This window comes from Rhodoferax sp. LS1P39 (assembly GCF_056521425.1).
The window spans coordinates 574,968-596,498 of record NZ_JBWMAV010000002.1 but is presented as its reverse complement, the minus strand read 5'-3'; the positions used below and the strand labels follow the sequence as shown (position 1 = coordinate 596,498).

Here is a 21,531-nt window from a genome sequence, read left to right as displayed (position 1 = left end):
GTGCGGGCCTAGCCCGCCACGGCCAGCTTGGGCCTGCCGCCTTTGCGGCCATTGGCGCGGGCGGCTTCCAGTTTGGCGGGACTGCTCTTGCGGCCATTGCGGGCAGCCACCAGACTGGCGGCCATGTCCATGAGGGGCTGGCTGGCCGCTACCAATCCGGCAATCGATATGTGCAAATCGTGGGCATCCAGGCACAGCGCGCTGCCGCCAAAATCCACGGTAAAAGCCTCCAGATCGGCACGTGCCAGATCGGCCAGCTCCGGGTAGTTTTTGACCGGCAGCACCACCGCGCTATGGTCGATGAAGCCCACCAGCAACGACTTCAGTGCTGGGATATAGCGTACCTCCGTGGCATGCACGCCCTGGTCCACCCGCTTGCGCCCCCGTACCACCGCCTGCGCCAGTACCTCGGGGGTCACTGGCGCATCGAAACCGTCCGGGGCCAATGGGGTTTGGGGGCTTGTCATAGTTCAATCTCCACAGGGTGGCTGGAGCCAGCCAATTGCAAAATAGTCCGATAACGCAGAGCATCAAAGTGCGCTTCCAGGATCGTGTGCCTTTGGGCCATGGTTGGCGACGGGGCCAGCACCGTCTGCTTGGCATCGTCCCAATACTGGTTGACCAAGCACACAGATTGCACACTTTGCCACCAGCATTCGCGCGCCCGGCGCAAGTGCGCGGGTATTTTCAGCGCTTGCCGCAAACCCTCCAACACTGCCACTTTGGGTTGGTTTTTGCTTGGGACCACATCCCATAAGCGAACCCCGTTGTGCCAAAAACTGAATTCGAACCGAGCCTGCCATAAAATCCTAACAGCTGGGTTATTTTAGTCCAGCTGCTACAGCTCTGCCAGCCCCAGCGCCATGGCTTTCTGGTCCATGTCTTTCATGCCCGCGTAGGCCGCCGCATCCACCACTTCAAACCCGCCGATCAACAGCTCTGCCCGCGTGGCCGCCAGGGCTGGGTCGGCCATCGCCCGCTGCAGGCTTTGGCGCAGCAGGGCCAGCAGCGCGGGCGGGGTGCCCAGGGCGGTGACCAGCGGCGTGCCCGGAGCCGACGCGGTGCGGCCCAGGATGCGGATGCCTTCCACCACCTCGGGTTGGTAGCGCTGGAATTGCGCGTAGCTGATGCAGTCGATGGCCGCAATATCCGCCTGCCCGCTGCGCACCAGGGCCAGCGAATCGACGTGCGCGCCCGAAGCGACCGCCCGCGCAAAAAACTGCCCATTGACTGTCAGTGGCACCACCATGTCGCGCAGGCTGCGGTAGCCCGACTGCGAATCGGTGGAGTTGTAGGCCGCCACCCGGTGGCGGAACGCGGCCAGGGTGCGGGCCGGGTCGTCGGTGCGGCACACCAGGTGGCTGCTGTAATTTATGCCGTCGCAGCCCGGCGCGGTGTAGCGGAATGCACCGACCACCTGCACCCGCCCCTCCAGCGCATCCACCATCTGGTAGCCGCAGCATTGGCTCAGCAGCAGGTCGGGCCGCAGCCAGTGGGCGGTGAGGTTGGCGTTGGTGGGGATGTCCAGTTCGGCAGGTACATCGCCCGCCCCCGCCTGGCGCAGGCTGTCAGCGATGGTGCGCCACAGCGCGGCACTGCCTGCGGGGTGGGACAGGTACATGGGGAGGGAGGCGATCATGGGGATGCTATTGAAAAGAGAGCTGCTCGTACCTATGGAATAAGCGCAGAGGGGCTAAACGATACGCAAATTAGCTTGTATGTTAATCCGTCCCGTATGCAAGATTTTTTGACTTGCACCTCCTCGTATTAAAGAGTGCTTTAATAACGGCGTGCTAAATACAAGCCATCTTTAAAATGAAACGTACCTCTGGCAACTATGCCACCTCCACCACGTCAGGTGAGTCCGTGCAGGCTTTTGTGCCGTACCCGCTGCCGCCTGCAGCACCCCCGTTGGTGTTGGAGGGATTTTCCGAAGCCAACAACCGTGCCGAGTTGGCCCTGGCGCGCTTGTCCGGGGTGTCGGGGTTGGTGCCATCGGTGGACTGGCTGTTGTACAGCGCCATCCGCAAAGAGGCCTTGCTCACCTCGCAAATCGAAGGCACCCAGGCCACGTTGACCGATTTGTTTGACGAAGAAGCGGGCATCAAAGTGGGTAACACGGACGACGTGGAGGAGGTCACCAACTACCTGCGCGCCTTTCGCTACGTGCAAGACAATTTGCGCGACCCGCGTGGGCTGCCGATCAGCGTGCGGCTGCTGTGCGAGGCCCACCGCCTGCTGCTCGATGGCGTGCGCGGGGCGGGCAAGCAGCCTGGAGAGTTGCGGCGTTCGCAAAACTGGATCGGCGGCACCCGCCCGGGCAATGCCGCGTTTGTACCGCCACCGGCCGGCGAGGTGGCCCGTTTGATGGGCGAGCTGGAGCAATTCATCCACAGTGCGCCGCCTGGTTTGCCGCCGCTGGTGAAGATGGCCCTGGTGCACGCCCAGTTTGAAACCATCCACCCGTTTCTGGACGGCAATGGCCGGATTGGCCGCCTACTGATTGCCGCGCTGCTGGAGCATTGGGGCATGCTGGCCGAGCCACTGATGTACCTGAGCGGCTACCTCAAGCAACACCAGGCCGAGTATTACCGCCGCCTGTCCATCGTGCGCAGCGAAGGCGACTGGGAGGCCTGGATTGCGTTCTTCCTGGAAGGTGTCGCCGTGGCCGCTGGCGATGCCGAACGCAACATCATCGCCATCGCCAGCCTGGTCGCCACCGACCGCCGTCGCCTGCTGGCCGCACCCAAGGCGGGCTCCGCCAGCTACCGCTTGTTTGAGCTGCTGCCCATGATGCCGCGCTTCACCATCGAGCGGGTGCGCAAAGCCCTGGACACCAGTTTCCCTACCGCGAATGCTGCGGTGCAGGTGCTGGAGGAGTTGGGCATCGTGGCGGAGCTTACGGGGCAGAAGAAGAACCGGAGCTATAGCTACCAGGGGTATGTGGAGTTGCTGACGGGGTGATTGTCTGTTTTGTGCTTGGTTTGGAGAGCTTCAACGGAAAACTAAGTCGCTACTGGCTTGTCCCGATGACCAAAGTCTTCCAAGATCTCGAAATGGGTTAGTCCCATGTTCAATTTCATAGCTCGACGCAAATGACGCGTGTACCTGCTTATTGGCAAACTGAAAAAGCATCACCTGTGTGTGCGCATCAAAAATCCGGTGACGCTTTCGAAAGTACTGTCCCTTACCGAGGAATTGCATTTACTCAAGCAGTTCATTCCCGAAAATGGGAATCTTCATGCGTACTTCGCCGAGCACGGGTTCCGCGTTTACCGTCATTTGAATGAATCTTTCAGACGATCCACCATCTTGGTCAATGGCTTTGATCAGTGACGCTACCGCAAACTCGGTGTCATGCGACTGACTCTTTACAACTACCCCAAACAGGTAGTCGACGTGGCTTTTCTTCGAGTTGCAGCGTCGGCATGCAAGGAAGTCTCCTTTATCGTTCTTTCGCTTTTCGCGTAGAACCGTATTGGGCACAAGGTGCTCTACGGATTTGCTGTTTGGCTGATTCTCGGCTTTGATGAGGCGGACGGAGCAATAGGGGCATAGGGCATTGGTGAGCATGTATCACTGCCCAATGTGATGAGCATCGAAAGCCGCGATCTTTAGTGCCCCCCCACACGCAAACCCACTCGCCCAGGCCCACTGAAAGTTATACCCCCCCAGCCACCCGGTCACATCCACCACCTCGCCAATGAAAAACAACCCCGGCTGCTTCGACTCCATGGTTTGGGACGACAAATCCCGCGTGTCCACGCCTCCCGCAGTCACCTCGGCCTTCTTGTAGCCTTCCGACCCGTTGGGCGTCAGCTCCCAGCGGGCGAGCTTTTCGGCCAACTGGGCCAGGGCCTTGTCGGTGGCATCGCAGATGGGTTTTTGCCAGGCGGGGTCCTGGCCTGCCCAGGCATCGGCCAGGCGGGACGGCACCAACTGCGCCAGTTCATTCGCAATCAGTTTGCGCGATGTGGCTTTGGCGCGGGCCAGGGCGGGGGGCAGGTCGACCTCGGGGGCCAGGTTCAGGCGGATGGGGGTGCCCTCGCGCCAGTAGCTCGATATTTGCAGCACGGCCGGGCCGCTGAGGCCCCGGTGGGTGAACAGCAGGTCTTCCAGGAAGGCGGTTTTGGTTTTCTTGGCCCCCACCTCGATCTGCACCGGCAACGCCAGGCCGGACAGGTGGGCGTAGGGGGCCCAGGCTTCGGAGTCGAATGTCAAGGGCACCAGGGCCGGGCGGGGGGTGACCATGCGCAGGCCGAATTGTTGGGCGATGCGATAGCCAAAGTCGGTGGCGCCGATCTTGGGGATGGACAGGCCGCCGGTGGCGACCACGATCTGCGGCGTGGTGATTTGGCCATGGCTGCTATCAATGGTGTAGCTGCCTACGCTGGTTCCATAAGCGCTGGCGGCCGAAAAGGCGATGTTTTTGACGGTGCACGGCTGCCAGCGCGTCACGTTGCCTGCGGCGCATTCGGCCAGCAGCATGGTGATCAGGTCTTCGGCGCTGCGGTCGCAAAAGAGCTGGCCTTTGTGTTTCTCGTGGAAGGGGATGCCGTGGCGGGTCATCAGCGCGGTGAAGTCCTTGGGGCTATAGCGGCTCAGGGCGCTGCGGCAGAAGTGCGGGTTGTCGCTGAGGAAGTTGGCCGGGGTCACGTCCTTGTTGGTGAAGTTGGCGCGGCCACCGCCCGAGATGCGGATTTTTTCGGCCACCTTTTCGCTGTGGTCGATCACCAGAACCTTCAAACCGCGTTGCCCGGCGATACCGGCGCAAAACAAACCGGCGGCGCCTGCGCCGATGATGACAGCGTCAAACTTGTGCATTAAATCGGCCTCCAGCGCTTATTCCATGGGCGTGAGCAGCTACTAAATTCATTGCCCGGCTCCCAGCGCCTTGGCGCGGGCTTGGGTATCGGCCAGGGCCTTTGCATCCGGCGCGGCCTGGGTGGGCCAGCCTTGCAAATGGGTTTGCACGATGCTGCTCAAGGCGGTGATCCAGTCCTGTTCGCCGTTCAGGCAGGGGATGTAGTGGAACTCTTTGCCGCCCGCATTCAGAAAGGCGGCTTTGCCTTCCATGGCGATCTCTTCCAGGGTTTCCAGGCAGTCGCTGGTGAAGCCGGGGCAGACGACATCCACGCGCTTCACACCGGCCTTGCCCATGGCAATCAGGCTGGGCTCGGTGTAGGGCTCTAGCCATTTGGCGCGGCCCAGGCGGGACTGGAAGGTGAGTTTGTACTGCTCTTTGGTGAGATCCAGCGCGTTGGCCAGCAGGCGGGCGGTTTTCTGGCATTCGCAGTGGTAGGGGTCACCCAGCTGCAGAGTGCGCGCGGGCACGCCGTGGAAGCTCATCACCAGCTGGTCGGGCCGGCCGTGCTGTTGCCAGTGGCTGCGGATGCGGCGGGCCAGGGCGGCGATGTAGCCGGGATCGTCGTGGTAGCGGTTGATGAAGCGCAGCTCGGGGATGTTGCGGGTGTGGGCTGCCCAGTCGTACACCGCGTCGAACACGCTGGCGGTGCTGGTGGCCGAGTACTGCGGGTAGGCGGGCACGATGAGCACGCGGGTGACACCATTGGCCTTGAACTTGTCGAGCTGCTCGGCGATGGACGGGCTGCCGTAGCGCATGGCGTAGTCCACCTGCACCCGGTGGCCGCGCTCGCCCAGCCAGCCCTGCAGCAGCGTGGCCTGTTGGGCCGTGCCGGTGCGCAGCGGCGAGCCCTGCGGGGTCCAGATGCTGGCGTATTTGGCCGCCGACTTTGCGGGGCGGGTGCGCAAAATGATGCCGTGCAGGATCACGTTCCACACGATTTTGGGGATTTCGATGACGCGGTGGTCGCTGAGGAACTGCCGCAGGTAGGGGCGCACGGCCGCTGCCGTGGCCGCGTCGGGCGTGCCCAGGTTGCAGTACAGCACGCCGGTGCGGGCGGCTTGGGCGTGGTTAAAAGGGGGTTCTGGGCGAAAGGGAGAAGCAAATAGGGGCATGGCGGTATTCTCCCGTACCTATGCTGACTACTTCCTCCATCCAAGCCATATCCCTCGACCTGGACGACACCCTGTGGCCCGTGTGGCCCGCCATCGAGCGGGCCGAGGCCACGCTGCTGCAGTGGCTGGGCGACCATGCCCCGGCCACGGTGGCCCGTTTCCCCACCACGCTGGCGCTGCGCGCGGTGCGTGAGGAATTGGAGCTAGAGCGGCCCGATCTGCGGCACGACCTGAGCACGCTGCGTCTGGAATCTATCCGTCGGGCGCTGCGCCACGCGGGCGACGACCCGGCCTGGGCCGAAGAGGCGTTTGAGGTGTTTTTTGCCGCCCGCCAGCGGGTCGACTTCTACCCCGATGCCTTGCCCGCGCTGGCCCGGCTGGCGGCGCGCTACCCGCTGGTGGCTTTGAGCAATGGCAACGCCGACGTGCACCGCGTGGGCGTAGGCCATTTGTTCCACGCCGCAGTGAGTGCCCGCGAATTCGGCGTGGCCAAGCCCGACCCGCGCATCTTCCACGCCGCCGCCAGCGCCGCCCGGGTCGCCCCCGAAGCGGTGTTGCACGTGGGCGACGACCCGCTGATGGACGTGGTGGGCGCTGCGAATGCCGGCATGCAGACGGTGTGGGTGAACCGCGCGGGCCACACCTGGAGCCACCCCGTCCAGCCGCACCTGCATGTGGTGGAGCTGGGCGCGCTGTGCCTTGCGTTGGGGATTTAGACAAAATCGGCCTCCAGCGCTTATTCCATAAGCGCAAGCAGCTATTAAATGCATAGTGCGTGACGGCCCGGAGCAGCGGCGCTTTTTCCTACACACACGGCATGGCTTGGCTGACGTACAGGCCCCGCTGCCCGCAGGAAGATGGATGCACTTGCCGAGAAGCCTACCTATCCAGGTCAGGCGGCTCGGTTTCCATTCCACTTCTTGAAGGAACATCTTTATGTCGAACGAAATCAATCTTAACCCTGGCATGCTGGGCAATCTGGGCGTTCCCGTGGGCAGCATCGTTGACGCCGAGCCGACCATGGACAACGACGACGTGGTCGACACGCTGAACGACCTGATCGAAACCTGTTACGACGGCGAATACGGCTTCAAGGCCTGCAGCGAACGCACCAGGGCCTCCAATCTGCAGGCTGTGTTTGCAGCCCGTATGCACGAATGCGCCAGCGCCGCAGCCGAGCTGGCCAGCGAGGTGGTGCGCCTGGGCGGCACGCCCGAAGACAGCGGCACCGTCAGCGGCACGGTGCACCGCGGCTGGGTGGCCGTGCGCGAAATGCTGGCTGGCGACGATAACAACGACCTGGCTGTGCTGGAAGAGTGCGAGCGTGGCGAAGACATCGCCCTGGGCCGTTACCGCAAGGCGCTGAAGCAGGCGCTGCCGTCCGACACCCGCGCCCTGGTAGAGCGCCAGATGGTGGGCGTGCAAAAGAACCACGACACCATCAAGTCGCTGCGCGACGACCACAAGCCTATGCGCTAAAGCCGTTAAAGCCGTTAAAGCCGCTAATTCCGCTGCGCACCGCGCCCTCCAGCGTGGCCGGGTAAGGCCCGTCCACATAGTCGCCGCAGGCCACCAGGCCGGGCGCGATGTGCTGGGCGGGCCGCTGCAGCCCGGGCGTGCAGGCGAAGGTGGCGCGCTTTTCGACCACGGTTTGCACGGCGTGCAGGTCGGGCAGGGCGAGTTGGGTGCGGCCCTGGGCGATGACCGCATCTTCCAACGCCTGTTTGTCGCCCTGGCTGGCACTGGCCACAAAAGCCAGTTGGCCTGCCGGGCCGCCGAGTTGGCCCCGGTCGAACACAAATTGTGCGGGGCCACCCCTCAGGGACAGCATGGGCTGAAAAAGCCGCGCCGTGCTGGTGGCATATACGGTGGCGATGGACTCGAATTGCAGGGCGTGGGTGTGCGCCAGCCACGCGTCTGCCGCCACGCCGCTGCGCTCTACCAGCCGGGCGGCATCCCACGGCGGGCAGGCGAGCAGCACGCTGTCAAACACGTCCCCGTCCACTTGCCATTGCGTGCCTTGGGGCCGCAACGTCTGCACGCGGTGGCCCAGCGTGACGGTGGCTCCGTGGGCTTGCAACCAGCGGTGGGCGGGTACCGGGAACAGTGCGCCCAGGTCCACACGGGGCAGCAGCAGGTTCGAACCCCCAGGGGCTCCGAACAAGGAGTCCTGGATCACGCGCAGAAACACCTGGCCGCTGGAGCGCTGGGCGGGCGTGTTCAGCGCCGCCACGCACAGGGGCTCGACCAGTTCATCCACCACCCGTGGCGTGAGTCCCGCGCACAGGTCGGCCACCGATTGCTGGGGGCTGCACTGGAAGCGCGCCAGCTGCCAGCCCACCGCCGTGCGCAGCAAAGCCGCCTTGTCGCGCCAACCCCAGCCTCGGGCTTGCACGATGCCGACAAAGGCATCGAAAGGGGCGGGCAGGGCGGGCAAACGCAGGCCGTCGCCATTGGGGAACAGCAGGGTCAGCGGCAGGCGCAGCAGGGCCTGGTCTGGGTCCACGCCCACGGTGCGCATCAGCCGCAGGGTATCGGTATAGGCCCCGATCAGGATGTGCTGGCCGTTGTCGAATTGTGTGTCAAATAGGGCTCTAGCCCTTCCACCAACGGCACGGGCAGCTTCAAAAATTGTAGCATGGTGCCCGGCCTGGGTGGCGGTGACGGCGGCTGCCAGCCCGGCCCAGCCTGCGCCGATCACCGCAAGGTTCAGAGAGGACTTTCGCAGCGCCCCCTGTGCCGCCCGCTGGGCGCACAAGTGGTCTTGCGGAAGTCCTGTCATAACTTGTTGAGCGCCTGGACTTTCCATGCCAGCCACAGCTTGCGCAAGGGTGTGAGGCTGACGCGCTGGTGCAGCACCTGGAAGTTGTCGGCCTCGATTTCGCGCAGCAGGGTGCGGTAGATGCTGGCCATCATCAGGCCCGGCTTTTGGGCGCGGCGGTCGGCGGCGGGCAGCATGGCGAAGGCTTCTTCGTACAGGCCGTGCGCACGCTGGGCCTGGAAGCGCATCAGGGCGGTGAAGCGGTCGGAGTAGGTGCGCTTCAAGACTTCGTGGGCTTTCACGTCGAACTGCTGCAGCTCGTTAACGGGCAGGTAGATGCGGCCCATCAGCGCGTCTTCGCCCACGTCGCGGATGATGTTGGTGAGCTGGAAGGCCAGGCCCAGGGTGTGGGCGTAGTGGGTGGTGGCGGGGTCGGTCTGGCCAAAGATCTGCGCCGACACCTCGCCCACCACGCCCGCCACCAGGTGGCAGTAGCGCTGCAGGCCGGGAAAGTCGAGGTAGCGGGTCTGCTCCAGGTCCATGGTGCAGCCTTCGATGATGGCCTGCAGGTGGCGCTGCTCGATCTGGTAGTCGGCGGCCAGCGGCATCAGGGCCAGCATCACCGGGTGGGTGGGCTTGCCCGCAAACGCGTTGGCCACTTCGCCCTGCCACCAGGCCAGCTTGGTGCGGGCGACGCTGGCATCGGCGATTTCGTCCACCACATCGTCCACCTCGCGGCAGAAGGCATAAAAGGCGGTGATGGCGGCCCGGCGCGGCTTGGGCAGAAACAGAAAGGCGTAGTAGAAGCTGCTGCCTGAAGACGCGGCTTTGTTTTGGACGTATTGCTCGGGGGTCATAAATAGTGGCTCACCCCCAGGCTCCGCACTGCGTGTCTTCGCCAACCCCCTTGCAGGGGGCGATACCAGCAGCCCGGCAAAGCCGGTTCTGCGGTATCTCTGGCGTGTAACGTGCCGTGCACTGCGTTGGAGGGGTTGAAATGGCGTGTATTGTTACATCCACAGCGCGCGCCACAGCATCACGGCGTAGTCGGCTTTGCGCACAGTAGGCCTTTGGTGGCGGGTGGCACAGCCCATGGCTTCAATCTTGTCCAGAATGCGCAGGCCGCCTTGCACCACCAGGCGCAGTTCCCACCCGGCACGGCCCGGCACGCGGTGCACCAGGGGCGCGCCACTGAGCATCAAGGCGCGCGCCCAGGCCACGTTTTCTTCCATCAGCTTGGTGAGGGCGGGGCTTTGGGGATTTTGGGCCAGGGCGGCGGCACCTACGCCATGGTGCTGGCTGCGGTCTTGCGGCAGGTAGAAGCGGCCGCGTGGCAGATCGCGGCTGAGGTCTTGCCAGAAGTTGATGAGTTGCAGGGCGTTGCAAATGGCATCGCTGTGTTGCAGCGACTGCGCGTCGTCCACGCCATACAGGTGCAGCAGCAGGCGGCCCACGGGCGCGGCGGAGCGTTGGCAGTAGTCCAGCAGCTCGGTGCGGTCGGCGTAACCCATTTCTTCATCACTTTTGATGACGTCTTGCTTGAATGCGCTGAGCAGGTCGGCCAGCAGTGGCTCGGGCAGTTTCCAGGTGGCGATGGCCGCCTGCAAGGGGCCGAACACCCGGGGCCAGCGCTGCGAGGCGCTGCGGCCTGCTGCGGCATCGGCCAGGTCGGCCCGGTACGCGGCCAGGTCGGCTAGCCGCTGGGCAGCCGGGGCATCGCCCTCGTCGGCTATATCGTCTGCGGTACGGGCAAACCAGTAGATAGCGGCGATGGGCGGGCGCAGTCGGGGCGGGCACAAGACCGATGCCACCGGAAAATTTTCATAGTGGTCCACCGTTTGTGGGATAGCATTTTGTTTCAAAGTAGGTGGTGCGTTCACGCCAGGATTGTCGCTTGACCGGTCGGCGGTTTTGCTGTCTCACTAACCCGCGAGTCAGTAATAATGGTTCTGGAGGCGCTCTTGCCGTCTTTCGTAGTTTTTCCGACTTTTGCAGTGCCCTGGTGTGGGCCTTGGGTCCGCCGACGGACGCTGCGCCAGTCCTATTTTCTTAGGCTCGCCATGTCATATCCATTTTCGTTGCTGCCCCGCCTGCGTCCCCTGTTCCGTGCCAGCGTGTGCTGCCTCGGGGTGGTGGCGGTGCTGGCTGCATGTTCCAAGCCTGAGCCTGCCCCTGAGCCTATCCGTTCCGTCAAGATCTTGACCGTGGCCCCCAGCGGACTGCAGGCTTCGCTGGAGTTTGCCGGTGAAGTGCGGGCGCAGACCGAGTCGGCCCTGGGTTTTCGGGTGGCAGGCAAGATCACCCGGCGCCAGGCCGAGCTGGGCCAGCGCGTCAAGGTGGGCCAGGTGCTGGCCCAGCTGGACCCCAGGGACTACCAGTTGGCCGCCGATGCGGCCCGCGCGCAACTGGCCGCGGCCGCCACCAACCGCGATCTGGCCAGTGCCGACTACAAGCGCTACAAAGAGCTGAAAGAGCAGAACTTCATCAGCGGTGCCCAGCTGGAGCAGCGTGACAGCGCCCTCAAGTCGGCCCAGGCCCAGGTGCTGCAGGCGCAGGCGCAGTTGTCGTCCCAGGGCAACCAGGCGGCGTACACCCGGCTGGTGTCGGACGTGGCCGGTGTGGTCACCGCCGTAGCCGCCGAGCCGGGCCAGGTGGTGGCCGCTGGTGCGCCGGTGGTGCGCGTGGCCCGCGACGGTGCGCGCGACGTGGTGTTTGTGGTGCCGGAGGACCGGGTGGCGGCAGTGACGCTGGGCTCGGCCGTGGAAGTGCGGGTATGGGCCAGCAAGACCACGCTGGAGGGCAAGGTGCGCGAGGTGGCGGCCAGTGCCGATCCGGTGACCCGCACTTTCCAGGTGAAGGTGGCGATCGATGCCAAGACGGCACCCGGCCTGGGCACCACGGTGAGCGTGCTGCCCAAGGCACTGAGCCTGGCGGGCACGCCGGTCATCAAGCTGCCGACCAGCGCACTCAAGCAAGAGGCCAATGGCGCGACGGCGGTGTGGCTGGTCGACCCGGCCACGATGACGGTGAAGTCCCAGCCGGTGGTGGTGGCCACGGCAGATGGCAACGAGACGGTGATTGCCAGCGGTTTGCAGCCCGGCATGCAGGTGGTGGCCGCTGGTGTCCATGTGCTGGCCGAGGGGCAAAAAGTATCCATTTACCAGTCAAAACCGACTCCAGGGCAATCTGCACCAGCGCAAGCAGCTACTGAAAATGTAGCGCCACCCGTGGCGGCCCCCGCATCTGCTGCACAGTGAGTTTTTGATGACGCAACCCCATACCTCTGAGCAGCCCCAACCGGGCTTCAATCTGTCCAAATGGGCGCTGGAACACCCTGCGCTGACCCGCTACCTGCTGGTGGTGCTGATGGTGATGGGCTTTGCCGCCTATTTCCAGCTGGGCCAGGACGAAGATCCGCCGTTCACCTTCCGGGTGATGGTGGTCAAGACTTTCTGGCCGGGGGCTACGGCCCAGCAGGTAGCCGAGCAGGTGACCGACCGGCTGGAGCGTTCCCTGCAGGAGGTGCCTTATGCCGACAAGATCCGCAGCTATTCCAAGCCGGGCGAGTCGCAAATCATCTTCCAGGTGAAAGATTCGAGCAAAGGCAGTGATGTGGCCAACCTCTGGTACATCGTGCGCAAGAAGATTGGCGACATGGCCTACACCCTGCCGCCGGGCGTGCAGGGGCCGTTTTTCAACGACGACTTTGGCGATGTGTACGGCGTGATCTACGCGCTGGAGTCGGATGGCTTCAGCAACGCCGAGCTCAAGGTGTTTGCCGACGATGTGCGCCAGAAGCTGCTGCGCGTGCCCGATGTGGGCAAGGTGGAGCTGTTTGGCGTGCAGGACGAAAAAGTGTACGTGCAGGTGTCGCAAAAGCGCCTGGCCCAGCTCGGGCTGGACATGAACCAGGTGCTGACCCAGCTGGGCCAGCAAAACGCGGTGGAAAGCGCTGGCGCGGTGCAAACCCCGCTGGATGTGGTGCAGGTGCGGGTGGGCGGGCAGTTCCAGTCGGTGGAGCAACTGCGGGCCATGCCGATCCGCGGGGCTACCAGTACCACGGCGGGTTCCGGCCAGCTGCGGCTGGGCGATATCGCCGAGATCACCCGCGGCTACACCGATCCGCCCAGCGTGAAAGTGCGTTTCCAGGGCCGGGAAGTGATTGCCCTGGGCGTGTCGATGGCCAAGGGCGGCGACATCATCAAACTGGGCAAGGCCATGGATGCCATGGCGCTGCAGATCGGCAAAAGCCTGCCCGCCGGGGTCAAGCTGGTGCAGGTGCAAGACCAGCCCAAAACGGTGAGTACCTCGGTGAACGAGTTCATCCATGTGCTGATCGAGGCGGTGGTGATCGTGCTGGCGGTGAGCTTCATCAGCCTGGGCCTGCACAAGCGCCCGGGTAAAAACCCCCTGTGGCGCCGCTACACGCTGGATATGCGGCCTGGCCTGGTGGTGGGCATCACCATTCCGCTGGTGCTGGGCGTGACCTTTCTAGGCATGTGGTACTGGGGCATCGGCCTGCACAAGATTTCGCTGGGCTCGCTGATCATTGCGCTGGGCCTGCTGGTGGACGACGCCATCATCGCGGTGGAGATGATGGTGCGCAAAATGGAGGAGGGCTATGACAAGGTGCGTGCTGCCACCTTCGCCTACGAGATCACCGCCATGCCCATGCTGACGGGCACCCTGATTACGGCGGTGGGCTTTTTACCCATCGGCCTGGCCAAGTCCACCACCGGCGAGTACACGTTTGCCATTTTTGCCGTGACCGTGATGGCGCTGCTGCTGAGCTGGATTGTGTCGGTGTACTTTGTGCCCTACCTGGGTGTGGTGTTGCTGAAGGCCCCGCCGCATGCCAAGGTGCTGCCCGATGGCGCGCCAGAGGCAGGGGCGGTGCATGGGCATGAAAGCTTTGACAGCCCTTTCTACCAGGGCTTCCGCCGCCTGGTGGGCTGGTGCGTGCTGCACCGCTGGATCACCATCGGCCTGACCCTGCTGATCTTTGCGCTGGGCATTGTGGGCATGGGCAAGGTGCAGCAGCAGTTCTTCCCCGACTCCAGCCGACCGGAAATTCTGGTCGACCTGTGGTTCCCCGAGGGCACCTCGTTCGCGGCCAACGAAGCCACGGCCAAGCTGGTGGAGGCGAGCCTGTTGAAGGAGCCGGGTGTGAGCTCGGTGGTGGCCTGGGTGGGGTCGGGCGTACCGCGCTTCTTTTTGCCGCTGGACCAGGTGTTCCCGCAGACCAATGTGTCGCAGCTCATCGTTATGACCAAGGACCTGAAGGCCCGGGACGTTTTGCGCAACAAGCTGCCGACCCTGCTGGCCACCGAGTTCCCCGAGGTGCGCGGGCGGGCCAAGCTGTTGTCGACCGGCCCGCCAGTGCCGTATCCGGTGCAGTTCCGGGTGATTGGTGCCGACCCCGCCGTGTTGCGGCTGCGTGCCGACGAGGTCAAGGCCGAGATGCGCAAAAGCGCCAACACCCGTGGGGTGAATGACAACTGGAACGAGTCGGTCAAGGTGATGCGCCTGGAGGTGGACCAGACCAAGGCGCGTGCGCTGGGTGTCACCAGCCAGTCGATTGCCCAGGCGGCCAAGGTCATCCTGACCGGCGCCACCGTGGGCCAGTTCCGCGAAAACGACAAGCTCATCGACATCGTGCTGCGCCAGCCGCTGGACGAGCGCAGCGCCATCACCGACATTGGCAACGCCTATTTGCCCACCGCGTCGGGGCAGTCGATTCCGTTGCTGCAGATTGCCAAACCGGTGTTCGAGTGGGAGCCCGGCGTGATGTGGCGCGAAAACCGCGACTATGCCATCACCGTGCAGGCCGACATCACCGAAGGCCTGCAAGGTGCCACCGTCACCAACGAACTGCTGCCCACATTGCGCGCCCTGGAGGCGCAGTGGGCGGGCAAAGGCCTGGGGGCGTACCACATCGAAGTCGCCGGAGCGGTGGAGGAAAGCAGCAAGGGCTCGGCCTCTATTGCCGCAGGCATTCCCATCATGCTGTTTCTGACCTTCACCTTGCTGATGCTGCAACTGCAGAGTTTCAGCCGGGCCATGCTGGTGTTCTTGACCGGCCCGCTGGGCATTGCCGGGGTGGCCGGTGCCCTGATCCTGCTGGGCCGCCCGTTTGGCTTCGTGGCGCTCTTGGGGGTGATTGCGCTGATGGGCATGATCCAGCGCAATTCGGTGATTTTGATCGACCAGATTGAGCACGAACGGGCCCGGGGTGTACCGACCTGGGACGCGATTGTGGAGTCGGCCGTGGGGCGCTTGCGCCCGATCGTGTTAACCGCTGCGGCGGCCGTGCTGGCGATGATTCCACTGTCGCGCTCGGTGTTCTGGGGCCCGATGGCGGTGGCCATCATGGGCGGCCTGATCGTGGCCACCGTGCTGACCTTGCTGGCCTTGCCCGCCATGTACGCCGCCTGGTTCCGGGTCCAGCGCGACTCCCGTTGAGGCCCGGGTTGGCCCGCACAAAATCTGGTTTGCGAGCACGCTAAAATAGCGGGCTGACCGATTTCACACAAACGGTCTTGGGTTTACCCCCAAGACCGTTTGTTAGTTCTGAATCTGCGCGGGTGGCGAAATTGGTAGACGCACCAGGTTTAGGTCCTGACGTCCGCAAGGATGTGGGGGTTCGAGTCCCCCCCCGCGCACCACACTTTTTTATACGAGACCGAGACCAAGATGGCTGTTACTGTTGAAACCCTTGAAAAGCTGGAACGCAAAATCACGCTGTCCCTGCCTGTGGATGTGATCCAGAACGAAGTGGCTACCCGTCTCAAGAAGATGGCCCGCACCGTCAAGATGGACGGCTTCCGTCCAGGCAAAGTGCCCATGAACGTGGTCGCCCAGCGCTACGGCTATTCGGTCCACTACGAAGTGATGAACGACAAGGTGGGCGAGGCTTTTGCCGCTGCCGCCAACGAAGCCAAGCTGCGTGTCGCAGGCCAGCCCCGCATCAGCGAAAACGAATCCTCGCCCGAAGGCCAAATGGCTTTTGACGCGATTTTCGAAGTCTTCCCCGATGTCAAGATCGGCGACCTGAGCACTGCCGAAGTCGAAAAAATCACCACCGCGGTGGACGACGGCGCGATCGACAAGACCGTCGAAATCCTGCGCAAGCAGCGCCGTACCTTCGCCCAGCGCGCGCTCGAAGCCGCTGCCGAAGACGGTGACCGCGTGACGGTGGACTTCGAAGGCAAGATCGACGGCGAAACCTTCGAAGGCGGCAAAGCCGAAGCCTTCCAGTTCCTGGTGGGCGAAGGCCAGATGCTGAAAGAATTCGAAGATGCCGTGCGGGGCATGAAGTCCGGCGAAAGCCGCACCTTCCCGCTGGCATTCCCGGCCGACTACCACGGCAAAGACGTGGCTGGCAAGCAAGCCGACTTCATGGTCACCGTGAAGAAGATCGAAGCCGCCCACCTGCCCGCAGTGGACGAAGCCCTGGCCAAGTCGCTGGGCATTGCCGACGCAACGGTCGAAGGCCTGCGCGCCGACATCCGCAAGAACCTGGAGCGCGAAGTCAAGTTCCGCGTGCTGGCCCGCAACAAGCAAGCCGCCATGGACGCTTTGGTGTCCAAGTCGGAACTCGATCTGCCCAACTCCAGCGTGCAGTCCGAACTGAACCGCCTGGTCGAAAACGCCCGTGCCGATCTGAAGCAGCGCGGCATCAAGGACGCAGACAAGGCACCGATTCCTGACGACCTGTTCCGCCCACAGGCCGAGCGCCGCGTGCGTCTGGGCCTGGTCGTGGCCGAGTTGGTGCGCAGCAACACGCTGCAAGCCACCACCGAGCAGATCAAGGCCCACATCGAAGAGCTGGCAGCCAGCTACGAGAAGCCTACTGACGTGGTCCGCTGGTACTACAGCGACAACCAGCGCCTGGCCGAAGTCGAAGCCATCGTGATCGAAAGCAATGTCACCGAATTCGTCCTGGGCAAAGCCCAAGTGGTGGAAAAAGCGGTTGCCTTTGACGAACTGATGGCGCAGAACTGAAGGTTTTGCATTTTTAAAGCAATGGGGTTGGTGTGTGGATTGAACTCCCGCGCACCAGCCCCATTTGTTTTGTCTAAAGTAACATCTATCTAACCTTCGGAGTCATCCCATGTACAGAAACCAAGCTGACAGCATCCCGTTCGGCGCTTACGATTCACTGCAAACCGAGGCCCTGGGTCTGGTGCCCATGGTGATTGAGCAGTCCGGTCGCGGCGAGCGTTCGTACGACATCTACTCGCGCCTGCTCAAAGAGCGCGTTATTTTTCTGGTGGGCCCGGTAGAAGACTACATGGCCAATCTGGTGGTGGCCCAGTTGCTGTTCCTGGAAAGCGAAAATCCAGACAAGGACATTTCGCTCTATATCAATTCGCCTGGTGGCTCCGTCAGCGCAGGTTTGGCGATATTCGACACCATGAATTTCATCAAACCCGATGTATCTACGCTGTGCACCGGTATGTCGGCCAGCATGGGCTCTTTCCTGTTGGCCGCCGGTGCCAAGGGCAAGCGCTTTGCATTGCCCAACTCCAGCGTCATGATCCACCAGCCCTCGGGTGGCGCGCGCGGCATGGCCAGCGACATCGAGATCTCGGCCCGGGAAATTCTGAAAACCCGCGAGCAGCTCAACAAGATTTACGCCGAGCGCACCGGCCAGCCCGTGGAGAAAATTGCTCGTGACATGGAGCGCGATTACTGGCTGTCCGCCAATGAAGCGAAAGAATATGGCTTGGTAGACCAGGTCATCGCCAAACGCACTTAAGCCTGGAAATACGCGGCTAACAGGCCCATAACGGCGTTTTCTGCAACAGAAAGCGCCGTTTTTATTTGGTTATCATTCAGTAACGACTGAAAAGGCATTCCTCCCATGGCCGAGAAAAAAGGCTCCTCCAGCGAAAAAACCCTGTACTGCTCCTTCTGCGGCAAAAGCCAGCACGAAGTGAAAAAGCTGATTGCAGGGCCTTCGGTGTTTATTTGCGACGAATGCATCGACCTGTGCAACGACATCATCCGTGACGAGCTGCCCGCAGGCACCGAAGCCCGCGATGCCGGTGCTGCGTTGCCCACGCCGGTAGATATCAAGAACAACCTGGACAACTACGTCATCGGCCAAGAGGTCGCCAAGCGCACCCTGGCGGTGGCGGTGTACAACCACTACAAGCGCCTGCGCCACAAGGAAACTGCCAAAAAGGACGAGATCGAGCTCACCAAGAGCAACATTTTGCTGATTGGCCCCACCGGTTCCGGCAAAACCCTGTTGGCGCAAACCCTGGCCCGCATGCTGGACGTGCCCTTTGTGATGGCCGATGCCACCACCCTGACCGAAGCCGGTTACGTGGGTGAAGACGTGGAAAACATCGTCGCCAAGCTGCTGCAAAGCTGCAACTACGAAGTCGAGCGGGCCCAGCGCGGCATTGTCTACATCGATGAGATCGACAAGATTTCGCGCAAGTCCGACAACCCTTCCATCACCCGCGACGTGTCGGGCGAGGGCGTGCAACAGGCCTTGCTCAAGCTGATCGAAGGCACCATGGCCAGCGTTCCGCCACAGGGCGGGCGCAAGCACCCCAACCAAGACTTCCTGCAGGTCGATACGACCAACATCTTGTTCATTCTGGGGGGCGCGTTTTCGGGGCTGGAAAAAGTTATCGGCAACCGCACCGAATCGTCGGGCATCGGCTTTGGCGCTGCGGTCAAAAGCAAGGCGCAACGCAGCCTGACCGAGGTGTTCCGCGATGTCGAGCCCGAAGATCTGATCAAGTTTGGATTGATTCCCGAGCTGGTGGGTCGTATGCCGGTAGTCGCCACTTTGGCCGAGCTCAGCGAAGATGCGCTGGTGCAAATTCTGACCGAGCCCAAAAACGCCCTGGTCAAACAGTACAGCAAGCTGTTGGCCATGGAAGGCGTGGACCTGGAAATCCGTCCGTCGGCTCTCAAAGCCATTGCCAAAAAGGCACTGGCCCGCAAGACCGGCGCGCGCGGCCTGCGCTCGATTCTGGAGCTGTCCTTGATCGACACCATGTTCGATCTGCCCACCAACCACAATGTGGATAAAGTGGTGGTGGACGAATCGACGATTGACGAAAACAAGCCGCCGCTGCTGGTGTACCGCGAAGCCGCCAAGAAGGCCTGACAGGAGTCAACCGGCCCCCGCTGCAAAATAGGAAGCGGGGCCGGTTGAAAATTACCGCGCGAAGTCCATATTCAACAGGTTACTCAAAGGATCTTCATGTCCGGACACACTCCACTACCTGCCGAACCCCTCGACCTGCCCCTGCTGCCTCTGCGCGACGTGGTGGTTTTCCCCCATATGGTGATCCCCCTGTTCGTAGGGCGACCCAAGAGCATCAAGGCACTGGAAGCCGCGATGGAGTCCGACCGCCGCATCATGCTGGTGGCCCAGAAGGCCGCCGCCAAGGATGAGCCCTCGGTGTCCGACATGTTCGATGTCGGCTGCATCTCCACCATCCTGCAGATGCTGAAACTGCCGGACGGCACGGTCAAGGTGCTGGTCGAAGGCCAGCAACGGGCCCGCGTCAACCACATCGACGACGGCGAATCGCATTTCACGGCCAACACTACGCCGGTGGTCGCCGCTGCGCCGGTGCAGAAAACCACCGAAATCGAAGCCCTGCGCCGCGCCGTGATGCAGCAGTTTGACCAGTACGTCAAACTCAACAAGAAGATTCCGCCCGAGATCCTGACCTCGATCTCCAGCATCGACGACCCAGGTCGCCTGGCCGACACCATTGCCGCCCATTTGCCGCTCAAGCTCGACAGCAAGCAGGTGGTGCTGGACCTGTCCGATGTGCGCGAGCGCCTGGAAAACCTCTACGGCCAGCTAGAGCGCGAAGTGGACATCTTGAATGTCGACAAAAAAATCCGTGGCCGCGTCAAGCGCCAGATGGAAAAGAACCAGCGCGACTTCTACCTGAACGAGCAGGTCAAGGCCATCCAGAAAGAATTGGGCGAAGGCGAAGAGGGCGCAGACATCGACGAGATCGAGAAAAAGATCAAGCTCGCCAAGATGTCCAAAGAGGCCTTGAAAAAGGCCGAGGCCGAGCTCAAAAAGCTCAAGCTGATGTCGCCCATGTCGGCCGAAGCCACGGTGGTGCGCAACTACATCGACGTGCTCACCGGCTTGCCGTGGAGCAAAAAGACCAAGATCAAGCACGACCTGCGCAATGCCGAAGGCGTGCTCAATGAAGACCATTTCGGGCTGGACAAGGTCAAAGACCGCATCCTGGAATATCTGGCGGTGCAACAGCGTGTGGACAAGGTCAAGGCACCCATTCTGTGTCTGGTAGGCCCTCCGGGTGTGGGTAAAACCTCGCTGGGCCAGTCGATTGCCAAGGCCACCGGGCGCAAGTACGTGCGCATGGCCCTGGGCGGCATGCGTGACGAGGCCGAAATCCGCGGTCACCGCCGCACTTACATCGGTGCCTTGCCGGGCAAGGTGCTGCAAAGCCTGAGCAAGATCGGCACCCGCAATCCGCTGTTTTTGCTGGACGAAATCGACAAACTCGGCACGGATTTCCGTGGCGACCCGTCGAGCGCGCTGCTGGAAGTGCTGGACCCCGAGCAAAACCATACCTTTGGCGACCACTACGTGGAAGTGGACTTCGACCTGAGCGACGTGATGTTTGTCGCTACCTCGAACTCCATGAACATCCCTTCGGCCCTGCTGGACCGCATGGAAGTGATCCGCCTGTCGGGCTACACCGAAGACGAAAAAACCAACATCGCCATCAAGTACCTGCTGCCCAAGCAGTTGAAGAACAACGGCCTCAACGAGTCCGAGCTGTTGGTCAGCTTCGACGCGGTGCGCGACATCGTGCGCTACTACACCCGCGAAGCCGGTGTGCGCTCGCTGGAACGCGAACTCTCCAAGATCTGCCGCAAGGTGGTCAAGGGCCTGTTGCTTAAAGAAATGCAGCCGCAGGTCAAGGTCACGGCCGACAACCTGAACGACTACCTGGGCGTGCAAAAGTACACCTATGGCCGTGCCGAGCAGCAAAACCAGATCGGCCAGGTGGTGGGTTTGGCCTGGACCGAAGTGGGCGGCGATTTGCTCACCATCGAAGCCGCCATCATGCCCGGCAAGGGCGTGATCACCCGCACCGGTTCGCTGGGCGACGTGATGAAAGAGTCGGTGGAAGCGGCCCGTACCGTGGTGCGCAGCCGTTCCAAGCGACTGGGCATCAAGGACGAAGTGTTCGAGAAAAAGGACATCCACATCCACGTGCCCGATGGCGCCACGCCCAAGGACGGCCCCAGTGCGGGCGCGGCCATGACCACCGCCTTTGTGTCGGCCCTGACCGGTATTCCGGTGCGCGGCGATGTGGCCATGACCGGTGAAATCACCCTGCGCGGCGAAGTCACGGCGATCGGCGGCCTGAAAGAAAAGTTGCTGGCTGCTTTACGCGGCGGCATCAAGACGGTGCTGATCCCTGAAGAAAACGCCAAGGACCTGCAGGACATTCCCGAAAATGTCAAAAACGGCCTGGAAATCATCCCGGTGAAGTGGATCGACCAGGTGCTGGAAGTGGCCTTGGAGCGCATGCCCCAGGCCTTGCCAGATGAAGAGCCGGTGGCGGTGGCCCCTGCGGCCCTTGAGGCTGCGGTGGTCGCACCAGCGGTTTCGGTTAAGCACTAGGTTTGCAGGCTTAAACAGAAGGCCGATGGGACGTTGGCTCCATCGGCCTTCTGTCGTTTTAGACCGGGTTTTGCAATTTCAGAGATAATCGGGGTTTACCCACGCCACGTGGGTGCAATTTGCTATTGTTTGAATA

General features: G+C 62.5%; 17 protein-coding genes and 1 tRNA gene. 10 read left to right on the top strand and 8 right to left on the bottom strand.

The genetic code is table 11. The features are described 5' to 3' along the window. Window positions 1–8: 8 nt before the first annotated feature. Both AC097O_RS06140 and AC097O_RS06135 read right to left on the bottom strand, forming a co-directional pair. The gene (locus AC097O_RS06140) at window positions 9–467 is read right to left on the bottom strand and encodes a DUF2442 domain-containing protein (protein WP_479591957.1); all 459 of its coding nucleotides are present in this window, start codon (window positions 465–467) and stop codon (window positions 9–11) included. Window positions 468–838: 371 nt separating this feature from the next. After that, window positions 839–1,639: a phosphate/phosphite/phosphonate ABC transporter substrate-binding protein gene (locus tag AC097O_RS06135; RefSeq protein ID WP_479591956.1), complete on the bottom strand. Its 801-nt coding sequence runs from the start codon at window positions 1,637–1,639 to the stop codon at window positions 839–841. A gap of 176 nt (window positions 1,640–1,815) precedes the next feature. Between AC097O_RS06135 and AC097O_RS06130 the strand changes: the two genes are divergently transcribed. Continuing rightward, window positions 1,816–2,964, top strand: a complete 1,149-nt coding sequence (locus AC097O_RS06130; protein ID WP_479591955.1) for a Fic family protein — start codon at window positions 1,816–1,818, stop codon at window positions 2,962–2,964. Window positions 2,965–3,204: 240 nt separating this feature from the next. On the opposite strand, the gene AC097O_RS06125 is transcribed toward AC097O_RS06130, so the two are convergent. The 3 genes from AC097O_RS06125 to hemH are packed head-to-tail and all read right to left on the bottom strand — an operon-like array spanning window position 3,205 to window position 5,979. Beyond that, window positions 3,205–3,573, bottom strand: coding sequence for a hypothetical protein (locus tag AC097O_RS06125; RefSeq protein ID WP_479591954.1), 369 nt, complete (start codon window positions 3,571–3,573; stop codon window positions 3,205–3,207). Between the two features lie 3 nt (window positions 3,574–3,576). Continuing rightward, window positions 3,577–4,824: a BaiN/RdsA family NAD(P)/FAD-dependent oxidoreductase gene (locus tag AC097O_RS06120; protein ID WP_479591953.1), complete on the bottom strand. Its 1,248-nt coding sequence runs from the start codon at window positions 4,822–4,824 to the stop codon at window positions 3,577–3,579. Between the two features lie 48 nt (window positions 4,825–4,872). Beyond that, window positions 4,873–5,979 carry a ferrochelatase gene (hemH, locus tag AC097O_RS06115; protein WP_479591952.1) on the bottom strand — a complete coding sequence of 369 codons (1,107 nt, stop codon included), beginning with the start codon at window positions 5,977–5,979 and terminating at the stop codon, window positions 4,873–4,875. Between the two features lie 20 nt (window positions 5,980–5,999). Between hemH and AC097O_RS06110 the strand changes: the two genes are divergently transcribed. Both AC097O_RS06110 and AC097O_RS06105 read left to right on the top strand, forming a co-directional pair. Further along, on the top strand, window positions 6,000–6,695 hold the full coding sequence (locus tag AC097O_RS06110) for an HAD family hydrolase (RefSeq protein ID WP_479591951.1): 696 nt from the start codon (window positions 6,000–6,002) through the stop codon (window positions 6,693–6,695). A 220-nt stretch (window positions 6,696–6,915) separates the two neighbouring features. Continuing rightward, a complete protein-coding gene (locus AC097O_RS06105; RefSeq protein ID WP_479591950.1) occupies window positions 6,916–7,458 on the top strand; it encodes a ferritin-like domain-containing protein in 543 nt (180 codons plus the stop codon). Here AC097O_RS06105 and hpnE read toward each other — a convergent pair. The 3 genes from hpnE to hpnC form a co-directional block, all read right to left on the bottom strand. Beyond that, the gene (gene hpnE, locus AC097O_RS06100) at window positions 7,448–8,692 is read right to left on the bottom strand and encodes a hydroxysqualene dehydroxylase HpnE (protein ID WP_479592094.1); all 1,245 of its coding nucleotides are present in this window, start codon (window positions 8,690–8,692) and stop codon (window positions 7,448–7,450) included. The two genes, AC097O_RS06105 and hpnE, sit on opposite strands and share 11 nt — an antisense overlap. A gap of 65 nt (window positions 8,693–8,757) precedes the next feature. After that, window positions 8,758–9,597, bottom strand: coding sequence for a presqualene diphosphate synthase HpnD (gene hpnD, locus AC097O_RS06095; protein ID WP_479591949.1), 840 nt, complete (start codon window positions 9,595–9,597; stop codon window positions 8,758–8,760). Between the two features lie 153 nt (window positions 9,598–9,750). Then, window positions 9,751–10,620, bottom strand: coding sequence for a squalene synthase HpnC (gene hpnC / locus AC097O_RS06090; RefSeq protein WP_479591948.1), 870 nt, complete (start codon window positions 10,618–10,620; stop codon window positions 9,751–9,753). Window positions 10,621–10,800: 180 nt separating this feature from the next. Here hpnC and AC097O_RS06085 point away from each other — a divergent pair, with 180 nt between their 5' ends. From AC097O_RS06085 to lon, 7 genes are all read left to right on the top strand, one after another. Further along, the gene (locus tag AC097O_RS06085) at window positions 10,801–11,997 is read left to right on the top strand and encodes an efflux RND transporter periplasmic adaptor subunit (protein ID WP_479591947.1); all 1,197 of its coding nucleotides are present in this window, start codon (window positions 10,801–10,803) and stop codon (window positions 11,995–11,997) included. 7 nt (window positions 11,998–12,004) lie between these two features. Further along, the gene (locus AC097O_RS06080; protein ID WP_479591946.1) at window positions 12,005–15,202 is read left to right on the top strand and encodes an efflux RND transporter permease subunit; all 3,198 of its coding nucleotides are present in this window, start codon (window positions 12,005–12,007) and stop codon (window positions 15,200–15,202) included. A 116-nt stretch (window positions 15,203–15,318) separates the two neighbouring features. Next, window positions 15,319–15,405, top strand: a tRNA-Leu gene (locus AC097O_RS06075). Between the two features lie 28 nt (window positions 15,406–15,433). Next, the gene (gene tig, locus AC097O_RS06070; protein ID WP_479591945.1) at window positions 15,434–16,744 is read left to right on the top strand and encodes a trigger factor; all 1,311 of its coding nucleotides are present in this window, start codon (window positions 15,434–15,436) and stop codon (window positions 16,742–16,744) included. Between the two features lie 109 nt (window positions 16,745–16,853). After that, window positions 16,854–17,501: an ATP-dependent Clp endopeptidase proteolytic subunit ClpP gene (gene clpP, locus AC097O_RS06065; RefSeq protein ID WP_479591944.1), complete on the top strand. Its 648-nt coding sequence runs from the start codon at window positions 16,854–16,856 to the stop codon at window positions 17,499–17,501. A gap of 105 nt (window positions 17,502–17,606) precedes the next feature. After that, window positions 17,607–18,872: an ATP-dependent Clp protease ATP-binding subunit ClpX gene (gene clpX, locus AC097O_RS06060; protein WP_315189983.1), complete on the top strand. Its 1,266-nt coding sequence runs from the start codon at window positions 17,607–17,609 to the stop codon at window positions 18,870–18,872. A gap of 96 nt (window positions 18,873–18,968) precedes the next feature. Then, complete coding sequence (lon, locus tag AC097O_RS06055) at window positions 18,969–21,395, top strand: endopeptidase La (RefSeq protein WP_315224397.1); 2,427 nt, start codon at window positions 18,969–18,971, stop codon at window positions 21,393–21,395. Window positions 21,396–21,531: the final 136 nt, after the last annotated feature.

Coding starts and splice junctions, on each gene's coding strand:
- AC097O_RS06085 (WP_479591947.1), top strand. CDS start 10,801: ATGTCATATCCATTTTCGTTGCTGCCCCGCCTGCGTCCCCTGTTCCGT.
- tig (WP_479591945.1), top strand. CDS start 15,434: ATGGCTGTTACTGTTGAAACCCTTGAAAAGCTGGAACGCAAAATCACG.
- AC097O_RS06080 (WP_479591946.1), top strand. CDS start 12,005: ATGACGCAACCCCATACCTCTGAGCAGCCCCAACCGGGCTTCAATCTG.
- lon (WP_315224397.1), top strand. CDS start 18,969: ATGTCCGGACACACTCCACTACCTGCCGAACCCCTCGACCTGCCCCTG.
- AC097O_RS06135 (WP_479591956.1), bottom strand. CDS start 1,639: ATGATCGCCTCCCTCCCCATGTACCTGTCCCACCCCGCAGGCAGTGCC.
- AC097O_RS06125 (WP_479591954.1), bottom strand. CDS start 3,573: ATGCTCACCAATGCCCTATGCCCCTATTGCTCCGTCCGCCTCATCAAA.
- AC097O_RS06140 (WP_479591957.1), bottom strand. CDS start 467: ATGACAAGCCCCCAAACCCCATTGGCCCCGGACGGTTTCGATGCGCCA.
- AC097O_RS06120 (WP_479591953.1), bottom strand. CDS start 4,824: ATGCACAAGTTTGACGCTGTCATCATCGGCGCAGGCGCCGCCGGTTTG.
- hpnD (WP_479591949.1), bottom strand. CDS start 9,597: ATGACCCCCGAGCAATACGTCCAAAACAAAGCCGCGTCTTCAGGCAGC.
- hemH (WP_479591952.1), bottom strand. CDS start 5,979: ATGCCCCTATTTGCTTCTCCCTTTCGCCCAGAACCCCCTTTTAACCAC.
- clpP (WP_479591944.1), top strand. CDS start 16,854: ATGTACAGAAACCAAGCTGACAGCATCCCGTTCGGCGCTTACGATTCA.
- AC097O_RS06130 (WP_479591955.1), top strand. CDS start 1,816: ATGAAACGTACCTCTGGCAACTATGCCACCTCCACCACGTCAGGTGAG.
- AC097O_RS06110 (WP_479591951.1), top strand. CDS start 6,000: ATGCTGACTACTTCCTCCATCCAAGCCATATCCCTCGACCTGGACGAC.
- clpX (WP_315189983.1), top strand. CDS start 17,607: ATGGCCGAGAAAAAAGGCTCCTCCAGCGAAAAAACCCTGTACTGCTCC.
- AC097O_RS06105 (WP_479591950.1), top strand. CDS start 6,916: ATGTCGAACGAAATCAATCTTAACCCTGGCATGCTGGGCAATCTGGGC.